The sequence below is a fragment of the Frigoribacterium sp. VKM Ac-1396 genome, assembly GCF_015350895.1.
Lineage (GTDB): Bacteria > Actinomycetota > Actinomycetes > Actinomycetales > Microbacteriaceae > Frigoribacterium.
Genome location: NZ_JADKSD010000001.1, coordinates 1,321,930 through 1,333,776 on the forward strand (window position 1 = coordinate 1,321,930; position 11,847 = coordinate 1,333,776).

General features: G+C 73.7%; 12 protein-coding genes. 2 read left to right on the top strand and 10 right to left on the bottom strand.

Translation table 11 applies throughout. From position 1 onward, the window contains the following. Positions 1 to 5: 5 nt before the first annotated feature. The 6 genes from kdpB to ITJ55_RS06140 all read right to left on the bottom strand — a co-directional run bounded on the left by kdpB (position 6) and on the right by ITJ55_RS06140 (position 6,136). Positions 6 to 2,204 carry a potassium-transporting ATPase subunit KdpB gene (kdpB, locus tag ITJ55_RS06115; RefSeq protein WP_194594508.1) on the bottom strand — a complete coding sequence of 733 codons (2,199 nt, stop codon included), beginning with the start codon at positions 2,202 to 2,204 and terminating at the stop codon, positions 6 to 8. Between the two features lie 2 nt (positions 2,205 to 2,206). Next, the gene (gene kdpA / locus ITJ55_RS06120) at positions 2,207 to 3,880 is read right to left on the bottom strand and encodes a potassium-transporting ATPase subunit KdpA (RefSeq protein WP_194594509.1); all 1,674 of its coding nucleotides are present in this window, start codon (positions 3,878 to 3,880) and stop codon (positions 2,207 to 2,209) included. Continuing rightward, entirely contained in the window at positions 3,880 to 3,969 is a 90-nt protein-coding gene (gene kdpF, locus ITJ55_RS16480) for a K(+)-transporting ATPase subunit F (RefSeq protein ID WP_056259158.1), read from the bottom strand. Before kdpF ends, kdpA begins: the two co-directional genes overlap by 1 nt. Continuing rightward, complete coding sequence (locus ITJ55_RS16230; RefSeq protein ID WP_157490114.1) at positions 3,966 to 4,103, bottom strand: hypothetical protein; 138 nt, start codon at positions 4,101 to 4,103, stop codon at positions 3,966 to 3,968. Before ITJ55_RS16230 ends, kdpF begins: the two co-directional genes overlap by 4 nt. A gap of 219 nt (positions 4,104 to 4,322) precedes the next feature. Next, positions 4,323 to 5,693 carry an LCP family protein gene (locus ITJ55_RS06135; protein ID WP_194594510.1) on the bottom strand — a complete coding sequence of 457 codons (1,371 nt, stop codon included), beginning with the start codon at positions 5,691 to 5,693 and terminating at the stop codon, positions 4,323 to 4,325. A 113-nt stretch (positions 5,694 to 5,806) separates the two neighbouring features. Next, the gene (locus ITJ55_RS06140; RefSeq protein WP_194594511.1) at positions 5,807 to 6,136 is read right to left on the bottom strand and encodes a hypothetical protein; all 330 of its coding nucleotides are present in this window, start codon (positions 6,134 to 6,136) and stop codon (positions 5,807 to 5,809) included. A 155-nt stretch (positions 6,137 to 6,291) separates the two neighbouring features. Between ITJ55_RS06140 and ITJ55_RS06145 the strand changes: the two genes are divergently transcribed. Together ITJ55_RS06145 and ITJ55_RS06150 are read left to right on the top strand one after the other, a co-directional pair. After that, positions 6,292 to 6,576: a hypothetical protein gene (locus ITJ55_RS06145; RefSeq protein WP_194594512.1), complete on the top strand. Its 285-nt coding sequence runs from the start codon at positions 6,292 to 6,294 to the stop codon at positions 6,574 to 6,576. 25 nt (positions 6,577 to 6,601) lie between these two features. Continuing rightward, positions 6,602 to 7,261 carry a GNAT family N-acetyltransferase gene (locus ITJ55_RS06150; RefSeq protein ID WP_194594513.1) on the top strand — a complete coding sequence of 220 codons (660 nt, stop codon included), beginning with the start codon at positions 6,602 to 6,604 and terminating at the stop codon, positions 7,259 to 7,261. A 169-nt stretch (positions 7,262 to 7,430) separates the two neighbouring features. Here the strand turns inward: ITJ55_RS06150 and ITJ55_RS06155 are convergent, their stop codons facing one another. From ITJ55_RS06155 to ITJ55_RS06170, 4 genes are read right to left on the bottom strand one after another with little or no spacing between them, the layout of a single operon-like run. Continuing rightward, positions 7,431 to 8,252 carry a glycosyltransferase family 2 protein gene (locus ITJ55_RS06155; protein WP_370544041.1) on the bottom strand — a complete coding sequence of 274 codons (822 nt, stop codon included), beginning with the start codon at positions 8,250 to 8,252 and terminating at the stop codon, positions 7,431 to 7,433. An 11-nt stretch (positions 8,253 to 8,263) separates the two neighbouring features. Next, positions 8,264 to 9,388, bottom strand: a complete 1,125-nt coding sequence (locus ITJ55_RS16485) for a glycosyltransferase (RefSeq protein ID WP_194594514.1) — start codon at positions 9,386 to 9,388, stop codon at positions 8,264 to 8,266. Next, positions 9,385 to 10,653: a glycosyltransferase gene (locus ITJ55_RS06165; RefSeq protein ID WP_370544042.1), complete on the bottom strand. Its 1,269-nt coding sequence runs from the start codon at positions 10,651 to 10,653 to the stop codon at positions 9,385 to 9,387. Before ITJ55_RS06165 ends, ITJ55_RS16485 begins: the two co-directional genes overlap by 4 nt. Continuing rightward, a complete protein-coding gene (locus ITJ55_RS06170) occupies positions 10,650 to 11,846 on the bottom strand; it encodes a glycosyltransferase family 4 protein (RefSeq protein WP_194594515.1) in 1,197 nt (398 codons plus the stop codon). Before ITJ55_RS06170 ends, ITJ55_RS06165 begins: the two co-directional genes overlap by 4 nt. Position 11,847: the final 1 nt, after the last annotated feature.

Here is an 11,847-nt window from a genome sequence, read left to right on the forward strand (position 1 = left end):
GCCGGCTAGAAGCCGGGGATGACGCTGACGACGAGGTCGATGATCTTGATGCCGACGAACGGGGCGACGACGCCGCCAAGTCCGTAGACGAGGAGGTTGCGCGACAGGATCGACGACGCCGATGCCGCCCGGTACCGCACGCCCCGCAGGGCCAACGGGATGAGCACGACGATGACGAGCGCGTTGAAGACGATCGCCGAGAGGATCGCCGACGCCGGCGAGCTCAGTTGCATCAGGTTCAGCACCCCGAGCCCCGGGAACACCCCGGCGAACATCGCCGGGATGATCGCGAAGTACTTCGCGATGTCGTTCGCGATCGAGAACGTCGTCAGCGCCCCTCGGGTGATGAGCAGCTGCTTGCCGATGCGGACGATGTCGATCAGCTTGGTCGGGTCGCTGTCGAGGTCGACCATGTTGCCGGCCTCCTTCGCGGCCGAGGTGCCCGTGTTCATGGCGACGCCCACGTCGGCCTGGGCGAGTGCCGGGGCGTCGTTCGTGCCGTCGCCGGTCATCGCGACGAGCGCGCCTCCTTCTTGTTCGCGACCGATGAGCGCGAGCTTGTCCTCGGGCGTCGCCTCGGCGAGGTAGTCGTCGACGCCGGCCTCGGCGGCGATCGCCTTCGCGGTCAGCGGGTTGTCCCCGGTGACCATCACCGTGCGGATTCCCATCGAGCGCAGCTCGGCGAAGCGCTCGCGCAGCCCGGTCTTGACGACGTCCTTGAGGTACACCACGCCGAGCACGCGAGCCCCGGCCGCCGCCGTCTTCGTCGCGACGACGAGGGGCGTCCCGCCGGCGTTCGAGATCTCGTCGATGCGGGCCTGCAGCTCGTCGTGCTCGCTCGAGGCGAGGCGGCGGTCCTGCTCGACCCACGAGATGACCGAGGCACCGGCGCCCTTGCGGATCTGCAGGCCGTCGGGCAGGTCGAGCCCCGACATGCGGGTCTGGGCCGTGAAGGGGACGATGACGCCGGGTCGACCGTCGGCGTCGTGCCACCCCGTGGTCAGCGCGAGGTCGACGATCGACTTGCCCTCGGGCGTCGGGTCGGCGAGCGACGACCGCGCGGCGGCGTCGACGAGCTCGGCCCGTGCGATGCCGTCGAGGGGCGTGAACTCGGCGGCCTGCCGGTTGCCGTATGTGATGGTGCCGGTCTTGTCGAGCAGCAGCGTCGTCACGTCGCCCGCGGCCTCGACCGCGCGCCCCGACATGGCGAGCACGTTGCGCTGCACGAGACGGTCCATGCCCGCGATGCCGATGGCGCTCAGCAGCGCGCCGATCGTGGTCGGGATCAGGCAGACGAGCAAGGCGATGAGCACCGGGATGCTCACCGACGCGTCGCTGTACCCGGCGATCGGGTTCAGCGTCAGCGTCACGACGACGAAGACGATCGACAGGCTCGCGAGCAAGATGTTCAGCGCGATCTCGTTCGGGGTCTTCTGCCGCGAGGCACCCTCGACGAGGCGGATCATCCGGTCGACGAACGTCTCGCCGGGCTTGCTGGTGATGCGCACCACGACGCGGTCAGAGAGCACGCGCGTGCCGCCGGTGACCGCGCTGCGGTCGCCGCCCGACTCGCGGATCACGGGGGCGGACTCGCCCGTGATCGCCGACTCGTCGACGCTCGCGATGCCCCAGACGATGTCGCCGTCGCCCGGCACCAACTCGCCGGCGGTCACGACGACCGTGTCGCCGAGCGTCAGGTCGGCCGACGAGACGGACTCCACGGAGGCGCGCTCGGCCCCCGCGTCGGAGGTCGCGTCGTACGACGCCACGCGCCGGGCCGTGGTGCTGGTGCGGGTCGCCTTGAGGGTCTCGGCCTGGGCCTTGCCCCGCCCCTCGGCGACGGACTCGGCGAGGTTGGCGAAGACGACGGTGAGCCAGAGCCAGATCGCGATGGCCCAGGTGAAGGAGCCGGGCACCGGCGACCCGCCCGAGGTCTGGGGACCGGTGAAGAGGCCGGCCACCGCGAGGATCGTCGTGTAGGCGGCGCCCACCTCGACGATGAACATGACGGGGTTGTGCCACATCTCGCGCGGGTCGAGCTTGCGCAGGGCCCCGGGCAGGGCGGCGACGAGCTGGGCCGCGCCGAACGCGCCTCCCCGGTTCGTGGGGGCCTGGTCACCCCCGCGTTCGGCGGTCGGCGTGTCGGTGGTCGGTGAGTCGGTGGTCGGCGTGTCTGGGGTCGATGAGTCGGTGGTGGTGGACATGGTCACTGCAGCCCTTCGGCAAGCGGTCCCAGTGCGAGGACGGGGAAGTAGGTCAGCGCCGTGACGATCACGGAGACGCCGGTGAGGAGGCCGACGAACTGCGGCCGGTGGGTGGGGAGGGTGCCGGCGGTGGCGGGCACCACGGCCTGGGCGGCGAACGATCCGGCGAGGGCGAGCACGAGCACGATCGGCACGAACCGGCCGAGCAGCATCGCGACGCCGAGGGCGGTGTTGAACCAGGGGGTGTTCGCCGTCAGCCCCGCGAAGGCCGACCCGTTGTTGTTCGACGCCGACGTGAAGGCGTAGAGCACCTCGCTGAAGCCGTGCAGGCCCGGGTTCCAGATCGAGGTGCCCTCGACGTCGGCGCGCACCGCGGGGATCGCGAAGCTGAGGGCGGTGCCGGCCAGGACGAGCGTCGGCGTGACGAGGATGTACAGGCTGGCGAGCTTGATCTCGCGGGGCCCGATCTTCTTGCCGAGGTACTCGGGCGTGCGGCCGACGAGCAGGCCGGCGATGAACACCGTGATGACGGCCAGGACGAGCATGCCGTAGAGGCCCGATCCGACGCCGCCGGGGGCGATCTCGCCGAGCATCATGTTGATCATCGGCATCATGCCGCCGAGCGCCGTGTACGAGTCGTGCATCGAGTTGACGGCGCCGGTCGAGGTGAGGGTCGAGGTCGAACCGAACAGGGTCGATCCCCAGATGCCGAACCGCGCCTCCTTGCCTTCCATCGCGCCGCCGGCGAGCTGCGGTGCCGTGCCGGCGCCTCGGAGCTCGGCCCACGTGAGGGCGGACAGGGATACCGCGAAGATCGTGGCCATGACGGCCGCGATCGCGACGCCCTGCTTCGTCGAGCCGACCATGCGGCCGAAGGTGCGCGGCAGCGAGAAGGGGATGACGAGCATCAGGAGGATCTGCAGCAGGCTCGTCCACGGCGTCGGGTTCTCGAACGGGTGCGCGCTGTTGGCGTTGAAGAAGCCACCCCCGTTGGTGCCCAGCATCTTGACGGCCTCCTGCGAGGCGACCGGCCCGCCGGGGATCGTCGCGGTGCCCCCGGTCAGGGTCGTGACGTCGGTGAAGCCGGCGAAGTCCTGGACGACGCCGCCCGCGACGAGCACGACCGCCACGACGACGGCCAGGGGCAGCAGCAGGCGCACGAGCGTGCGGGTCAGGTCGACCCAGAAGTTGCCGAGCGTCCCCGTCTTCGCCCGGGCGAGCCCTCGGATCAGGGCGACGGCCACGACGATGCCCACGGCCGCCGAGACGAAGTTCTGCACGGCGAGGCCGCCGAGCTGCACCGCGTACCCGAGGGTCACGTCCGGCGAGTACGACTGCCAGTTGGTGTTCGTGACGAAGGAGGCCGCCGTGTTGAACGAGAGGCCTTCGGGGACGGCGGGGAAGCCCAGCGAGTACGGCAGGAACGCCTGGAGGCGCTGGATCGCGTACACGAACAGGACGCCGACGAACGAGAACGCCAGGACGCCCCGGAGGTAGGCCTGCCAGGTCTGCTCGGAGGCCGGGTCGACGCCGACGAGGCGGTAGAAGCCCCGCTCGACGCGGAGGTCCCTCGTCGTGGTGAACACGTTCGCCATGTGGTCGCCGACGGGTCGGTAGAGCGCCACCAGGACGACCACGACGGTGAGGATCTGGAGGACGCCGAACAACGCGTCCATCAGAACTTCTCGGGCTTCACGAGGGCGTACACGAGGTACGCCAGGGCGGCCACGGCGAGGACGGCGGCCCCGATGCTGAAGACGATCACAGCTTCTCGACCCCCTTCGCCACGAGGGACACCACTGCGAACACAGCGATGACGGCGAGCACGTACACGATGTCGAGCACTACGACTCCAAGGGAGAGGACGATCGGCGAGCCTCGCGGCTCGGTGCCCGTCACGGGCACAGCGAGTCAGTAGACACCTCGGCGGGTGCCGTCCCGACGCTCCTCACGACTTCCTCACGCCCATCGCGCCGATCCTCACGGACACCACACGGGGGCCCTCCCGCCCCACGCCCCCGCGGAGGTCGCCGAACGGCGGCGGCCTGCAGAACGGCGGCGGCCCTCCCAACGGCGGCGGCCCGCCGAACGGCGGCGGCCCTCAGTCGCGCTTGGCCCTCAATCGCGCTTGGCGCAGGTGACCTGGTCGGCCGACTGGCCCGTCACGCTGTCGGGCAACGCGGCCGAGGTCGGGGCCGGCGTCGCGGTCGACGCGTCGCCGGACGCGGCGTCGGTCGGCGTCGTGGTCGCGTCGGACGGCTCGTCGCTCGGCGTCGCCGAGGGGCTGCTCGGGCTCGAGGAGGCCGGCGCGTCGGGGTCGAGCACGGCCGAACGCCCCAGGCTGTCGGCCGAGAGGGTCAGCGGCAGGTTGCGCTGCAGGGCGTCGTTCAGCACGGCCGCCGGGCCCTCGTCGGGGATGACCTTGTTGCGGTTCCACGGTGCGTCGACCGCCGGGTACTGCACGAACACCATGTTCGACAGCCCCACCGTGTTGACGGCGAGGCCCAGCTTGGCCAGGGTCGCCGCGTCGGCCAACGTGTCGCTGAGGGTCATGTTCGCGAACGCGACCCGGGCGATCGCCAGCACCTTCGTCGGGTCGGTCAGGGTTCCCGCCGACACGGTCTGCCTCGCCAGCGCCGACAAGAAGGTCTGCTGGTTGCTGATGCGCCCCAGGTCGCTGGCGTCGCCGACCCCGTGCCGCGAGCGCAGGAACGACCCGGCCTCGGCACCGGTCAGGTTGACGGTGCCCGCCTCGAGGTCGAGCGCCGGCACGACGTCGTCGTCCTGGATCGGCGTGGCGAGGCACACGTCGACGCCGCCCACCGCGTCGGCCATGGCGACCACCCCGTCGAACTTGATGGCACCCGCGTAGTCCACCTGCACGCCGGTGAGCTCCGAGATGGTCCGAGCGACGCACGAGAGGCCGTTCTGCTCGCCGCCGCGCCTCAGCGCCTCGTTGAGCGGTGCCGCGTCGGTCGCCGGCGTCACGCTGCCGTCGTCGCCCTGGCACTCGGGGATGGGCACGATCAGGTCGCGGGGGAAGCTCACCACGGCCATGTTCGTGTGGTCTTCGGAGATGTGGACGAGCAGGTTCGCGTCGTTGTTGCCGACGCCGCTGCTGGCCTCGAGGTTGGCCGGGTCGTCGAAGCCGGCGCCCTGACCCTCGCGGGTGTCGGTGGCGATGAGCAGCAGGTTGACCTCGCCCGTCTGCGCCGTCAGCTGCGGCACGGGGGTCGCCGTCGACCCGTCGGGTCCGGTCAGCGAGACGGTCGGCGCGGCGGTCTGCAGCACCTGCCAGGTCGCGATGGCCGCGACCGAGGTGGTGCTCACCAGCACGACGGCCAGTGCGGCCGCCGTCACCTTCGCGGCGAAGGCCACGGGGTGCCCACGGCGCAGGCGACCGTGGCGGGCGATCCCGCCGGCCCGAACCGCGCCTCCGTCGTCGGGAGAGTCGTCGGGCGCCGGGCCTCGTCGTGCGTCGTCCGCCATCGTCACTCCCTCGGTGGGCGGGGGCTCGGGCGGCCACCGTCGTCGAGCATCCTAGGAGGCGCGGGTGGGCAGGAGCCGGAGGTCGCCTCGACGGCGACCTCGGTCGGACACGCTCAACCGGCCTCGCCGAGCGTCACGGGTGCGACCGCGGGGAGGACGTCCTCGGTCCAGTCGACGCGGAGCGAACCGGTCCCCGACCAGCCCCGCAGCTCGGCACCGACCGTGTCGCGGAAGGTGTCGGCCTCGGACCGGTCGCCCACGACGACGTCGAGGCGCAGCCGGGCGAGCTGCTCGGTGACCCGGACGGGCAGGCCCCAGGCCTGCAGCACGAGCACCTCGGATGCGGCGCTGATCGCCGGGAAGTGCCGCCGGAGCTTCTGCTCGACGACGTGCAGCACGGCCACCTCGTCGGTGGGGCGGATCACTCCGGTCAGCGAGATCATGCCTGATGGTCCCGCCGCGAGGTTACGGCAGTGTGGCCGCCCGCTGTGAAAGCACCCCGGTCACGTCTCGTCCCCACGCGCCGGCCGTACCCCGGTCGGTCCCCCGGGGCCGAGGTCGTGTTGGCAGAACGGCGTCGGGTGGGCATGATCGTCGCATGGCGAAAAAGCTCAAGACGGCCCACCGCGACCTCGTCGAGGCGCTCGACCACCACCGCAAGGTCATGCAGGAGAAACCCCTGTCGAGCAAACGCGCCGGGCGGGCGACCGCCAAGCTGCGCCTCGCCGTGTCGGCGTACTCGGCGGTCGTCGCCGACAAGACGGGCCAGCCCGACCCGTTCGTCGACTACGACGCCCTCGACCCGGCCACGGTCGCGTCCCTCGCCGCCGAACGCGACGCGATCGCCCACAAGAAGTCGTCGGACCAGGGCAAGCTCGACTGACGGGCCGCCTGGCTAGGCTCGGGCGATGGACCTCGTCGACGTCTGGCCGCTGTTCCGCCTGACCCTGCGCACGCCGCGGCTCGAGCTGCGGGTGCTGCGTGACGGCGACCTGCCAGGGCTCGTCGAGGCTGCCCGAGCCGGCATCCACGGCCCCGCCCGCATGCCGTTCTCGCAACCGTGGACCGACCTGCCCGACGACGAGCTGACCGCGGGTCTGGTGCAGCACCAGTGGCGCCAGCGGGCCGCGCTCACCCCCGCCTCGTGGTCGCTCAACCTCGTCGTGCGCCGCGACGGCGTGCCGATCGGCGTGCAAGACCTGGTCGGGCGCGACTTCGTCGCCCTGCGCACCGTCGAGACCGGCTCGTGGCTGACCACGTCGGCCCAGGGCCAGGGCCTCGGCACCGAGATGCGGGCCGCGGCGTTGTCGTTCGCCTTCGACCACCTGGGCGCCGAGGTCGCGACCTCGAGCGCGGCCGAGTGGAACGCCGCGTCGCTCGGGGTGTCGCGCCGGCTCGGCTACGTCGACAACGGGGTGTCGAGGGTCGCCCCGCGGGGTGAGGCCGAACTCGACCGGCACCTGCGGCTCGTGCGCGACGCGTTCGTCCGGCCGCTGTGGACGCCGCACGTCGACGGGGCGTCGGAGGCGCGGCGAGCGCTGGGCCTCGACGAGGCGACCCGACCCTGAGGGCCGCGCGCGCCTCCTCGGGGTGTCGCCCCGCCACCCCTGCCGCCGAGAGGCGCCGTCGCACCGTCACCTGGACGTCGCACCGTCGAATCAGGCGGTGCGACGCTCACCTAGCGGTGCGACGCGGAGGCGCCGGCGCGTACTCGGGAAGGGTGCGACCCGGGGTGGGTCAGCGCGCGACGCCCGGGCCGTCGACGAGGGCCCAGCCCCCGTCGTCGGTGCGGCGCACGGCGCCCTCGCGTTCGAACGCCTCGAGCCAGCCGCCCATGGGCCACTCGCCCCACCGCTCGGCGAAGAGCGCTCCGTTGCGGACGACGTCGGGCAGGTGCCGCCACGGGGGTGACGAGGTCGGGTGGTGCTGGTGGTACGCGTGGGCGCCGCCGACCCAGACGAGCGGCACGTCGAGCGACCGGGCGGTGAAGGCGAAGTCGGTGTCCTCGCCGCCGTACCCCTCGTAGCGCTCGTCGAACCCGCCGAGTCGCGCCCAGGTCGCGGGCGTGACGGCGAACGAGAGCGACCAGAACAGCGGGTAGTCCGCGGCCCCGGCCACGACCGTCGAGCCCGCAGGAGGCGCGGGTCGCGCCGCGTGCGGAGAAGTCGCCTCGTCGAGGCCCTCACCCGCGCCGAGCACGAAGCCCTCGGGCAGGTAGGTGACGGGCCCGCTCAGCAGCGCGCCGGGGTGCTCGTCGGCGGCGTGCGCGTAGTGACGGAACAGGTCGTCGCCCGGCACGCAGTCGGCGTCGAGGAAGACCAGCAGGGTCGCGCCGCGGCCGATCGCCGTGTCGGCTCCGCGGTTGCGGCCGGCGGCGAGGCGGAGGCCGTCGGGCCCCGGCGGCACGTGCAGCGTGGTGACGCCCGCGAGTGCCGGGACGTCGGGGGCCGGCGTCTCGTCGAGCCAGACCACCACGTGGCCGGCGTCGGGGGCCACCCGGCGGACGAAGCGGATCTGGTTCGCGACGTGCTTCATCCGCGTGGCCGAGGCGAGGGTCACGACGACGACCGTCACGAGAGGGCTCCGGCCAGAGCGCCACGGCCGGCGTCGCGTCCGACACCGCGTCCGGCGACCTCGGCGACGACCGTCGCCGCCCGGGCGGCCGCACCCTCGACCTGCCAGGCAGACCAGTCGGGGCGCAGCCCGCGGGCACGCTCGATCAGGGCCGGCCACTCGTCGTCGGCGGGCCACGAGGTCGCCACGACGGCGAGCCCGGCCCGGTCGAGCGCGTGGGCGGTCGTGAGCTGCTCGTCGAACGGTCGGGTCTGCGGCACGACGACGGCCCGGGCGCCGAGGGCGGCCAGGTCGGCGACGGTGTTCTGACCGGCCCAGGTCACGATCACCTCGGCCGTGGCCATCTCGGCCCAGGGGTCGTCGACCCAGCGGTCGATCCCCAGGGTCGACCAGGTGGTGTCGGGGGTGGCGTGGGCCGCCCCGGCGAGCGACGCCGCGAGGTCGTCGTGGTCGCTGCCGCCGGCGCCGCCGACGAACAGCACGCTGCCGGGCACGACCGCCGACGACGGGCCCGCGGCGACAGCGGGCGCGGCTGTGGCGACCTGGCGCCCGGCCTGCCGCGAGATGCCGCCCACCCAGCGCACCTTCGGGGCGACGCGGTCGAGGGCGGACGAGTCGTGGGTGCCGGCGGGCCACGGCGCGATCACGCGTGAGGCGGCGTCGTACGCCAGCCGATGGGGCTCGTCGGTCCGGTCGCCCGGTTGCGACACGACGACGACCTCGACGCCGAGCAGGCGGGCGAACAACGTCACCTCGACCGAGACGTCGACGACCATGGCGTCGAAGGGTCGGCCGTCGGCGGCGGCACCGGCCACGACGGCGGCGATGCGGCCGAGGCGGGCCGTGTGCCCGGGGTGCGCGACGGGGGCCCAGTGCAGCAGGCCGCCGACGGTCGGCGAGGCGTCGGCGGGGTGACGGACCACCCCGTCGGCACCCGTGGTCGGGGCGTCGTCCCGCTCGAGCTCGACCCAGGTGGTGTCGTCCGGCAGGTCGGCCGGGGCCGCCAGCGAGCTGAACACGACGACGTCGGCGTCGAGGTGCGGTCGAACGGCCGAGAAGCGGGTGCGGTGCCCGGCACCGTGGTGGTGCACGTACCAGCCGACGAGCGGCCGCGCGGTCACGCCGTCACCGCGCGTCGCCCCGACCCGACCGGCCTGACGGCGGACAGGCCGCCGGCGAGGGACGAGGAGGCGCGGTGCAGGCCCGCGACGACGGTCGCGTCGGTCGTCGCCCCGGCTCGTGCCCCGGCGTTCGTCGCCCCGGCGTCCGACGTCCGGGCGTCCGACGCCACGACCTCGGCGTACAACCCCTCGAGCACGGCGGCGCGGGCCCGCAGCGAGAAGCGGTCGACGGCGTCCTGTCGCACGGTTCGGCGGGCGATCGCGTCCGTCCCGACGCGGCGCAGCAGGTCGTCGGCGGCGCGGGCCATGCCGTCGAGGTCGCCGGCGGGGACGAGGGCGGCCCCGAGCGAGCCCGCCACGACCTCGGGGACTCCCCCGACGGCGAACGAGACGACCGGCGTGCCGGTGACCAGCGCCTCCGCGATGACGAGGCCGAAGGGTTCCTCCCACACGGGCGTGACGAGGGCGCAGCCGCTGTGGCCGACGAGGGCCGCCAGCTCGGGCTGGCGCAGCTCGCCGACATAGTGCGCGGTGACGCCGAGGTGCGGCGCGACCTCGGTCTCGAAGTAGTCGACGTCGCCGATGCGACCCGCGATCACGAGGCGGCGCCCGGCACGGCGTGCGACCTCGAGGGCGAGGTGCAGGCCCTTCTCGGGCACGATGCGCCCCGACCAGACGAGGTCGTCGCCGCCCGGGCCGAGGCCCCAGCGGTCGGTGTCGACGCCGTTGGGCAGCACGGTCGCCTCGACGCCCTCGGTCGCCCAGGCGGCGGCCGTGTGCCCGCTGACGGCGACGAAGCGGCTGCGCGGCCCCTCGGACGAGCGGTGCGCGGCGAGCATGTCGGGCAGGGTCGGCGTGTGGAGGGTGCTGACCATCGGCACGCCGAGGCGGTCGGCCCGGGCCAGCGGGACGCCGTGCAGGCTGTGGTTGTCGACCAGGTCGTAGTCGTCGGCGTGGTCGGCGACGTGCTGCAGCGCCCGCTCGAGGGCCGGCAGCGCCCGTTCGAGGTAGCCCGCGGGGTAGGTCGTGTCGGTGGCCTCGGCCGGGTCGTCGAAGACCACGGCGGGCAGCACGAACTCGGGCGGACTCTGGTCGAGGTGGTCGGAGCCCTCGGTCGCGATCAACGTCACGCGGTGCCCGCGCTCGCGCAGGGTGCGCACCTGGTGGTGGACGCTCGACTCGAGGCCGCCGGCGAACGGCTCGCGGATCGGGTAGCGCAGCGGTGCCACCACGACGATGCGCAGGGGCCGGGAGGCGCGGATCACGCCGTCACCGCCGCGACCGTCGCGAGGGCGCGCTCGTACAGCGCGAGGTGTGCCGCCGCGACGTCGTGCCGTTGCTGCCGCCGCAGCCGACGGTGGCGTCGCTGCTGGTCGGCACGGTGCGCCGTGCCGCGCCGCGAGGCCGGCACGCGGGCCGGGTCGTCGTGGGCGTCGGCGGTCTCGTCGACGGCGTGCGGGCTGACCAGGGCGATCACGGCGGCCGCGAGCGAGGCGGGGTCGTCGAGGTCGAACGAGGCGGTCGCCCCGGCCTCGGGGTGCTGCGCGGCGGCGTGGCCGACGCGGGGCGCGGCGACCGGGACGGCGAGGTCCCAGCACAGTTCGACCCAGCCCGAGTGCGTGCCGTGGCGGTAGGGCAGCACCGACACGTCGAGGTCGGCCAGCGAGCGCTCGAGTGCGGCGTCGTCCAGGCGGGGGTGCTCGACGAGAGTCGCCGCGGGGCCGGCGGCACGGACGAGCTCGCGCACGCGAGCCGCCTGCTCGGGGTCGCGCACCCGCTCGTTCAGGTCGACCCGCGCCTCCACGGGGGCGCCCGTGGCACGCAGGGCCGCGACCGCCGCGAGCAGGGTGCGGACGGTCTCGTCGCCTGCGACGTTCGGTCGCAGGTCGCGCAGGTGCACGCCCACGACGATCGCGTCGCCCGGCGTGCCGACCGGCAGCTCGGCGTCGCGGCCCTCGTCGAGCCCGGGGTCGACGATGGCCGGGTGGGCGATGACGGTCGGTCGGCGACCCCAGCGGGCCTCGACCTCGTCGGCGGCCGGGTCGGTCAGGGTGATCAGTTCGTCGGCGGCGGGGATCAGCACGTCGAGGTGCTCGAGGTGGGGCGCCTGGTCGACGAGCTGCGGGTTGGTCAGGTCGTGCACCGTGTACACGAGCGGCAGGCGCAGCTCGCGAAGGGCCTCGACGACGGCGACGAGGTGCTCGGTCGGGTACGACTCCGTGCCGAAGTGGACGTGCAGCAGGTCGACCTCGTCGGCGTGCGCCCGCAACCAGGCGGCGTCGAGCACCACGGGCGGCCACCAGCGGGCCGGCTCGGCGGGGTCGGGCAGCGGGTCGGCGAGGTGCACGACCCGGGCCGTGGCCTCGGCCGGGTCGAGCAACGAGCGGACGTAGGGGTGCCCGGCGGGAACGGAGGCGACCCGGATCGGCGCGGCGTGGATCGGGGCGTCATGGGTCATC

What these genes read in the sequence shown, in the direction of transcription:
- kdpB (WP_194594508.1), bottom strand. Translation starts at nt 2,204, where the DNA reads ATGTCCACCACCACCGACTCATCGACCCCAGACACGCCGACCACCGAC.
- kdpA (WP_194594509.1), bottom strand. Translation starts at nt 3,880, where the DNA reads ATGGACGCGTTGTTCGGCGTCCTCCAGATCCTCACCGTCGTGGTCGTC.
- ITJ55_RS06135 (WP_194594510.1), bottom strand. Translation starts at nt 5,693, where the DNA reads ATGGCGGACGACGCACGACGAGGCCCGGCGCCCGACGACTCTCCCGAC.
- ITJ55_RS06140 (WP_194594511.1), bottom strand. Translation starts at nt 6,136, where the DNA reads ATGATCTCGCTGACCGGAGTGATCCGCCCCACCGACGAGGTGGCCGTG.
- ITJ55_RS06145 (WP_194594512.1), top strand. Translation starts at nt 6,292, where the DNA reads ATGGCGAAAAAGCTCAAGACGGCCCACCGCGACCTCGTCGAGGCGCTC.
- ITJ55_RS06150 (WP_194594513.1), top strand. Translation starts at nt 6,602, where the DNA reads ATGGACCTCGTCGACGTCTGGCCGCTGTTCCGCCTGACCCTGCGCACG.
- ITJ55_RS06170 (WP_194594515.1), bottom strand. Translation starts at nt 11,846, where the DNA reads ATGACCCATGACGCCCCGATCCACGCCGCGCCGATCCGGGTCGCCTCC.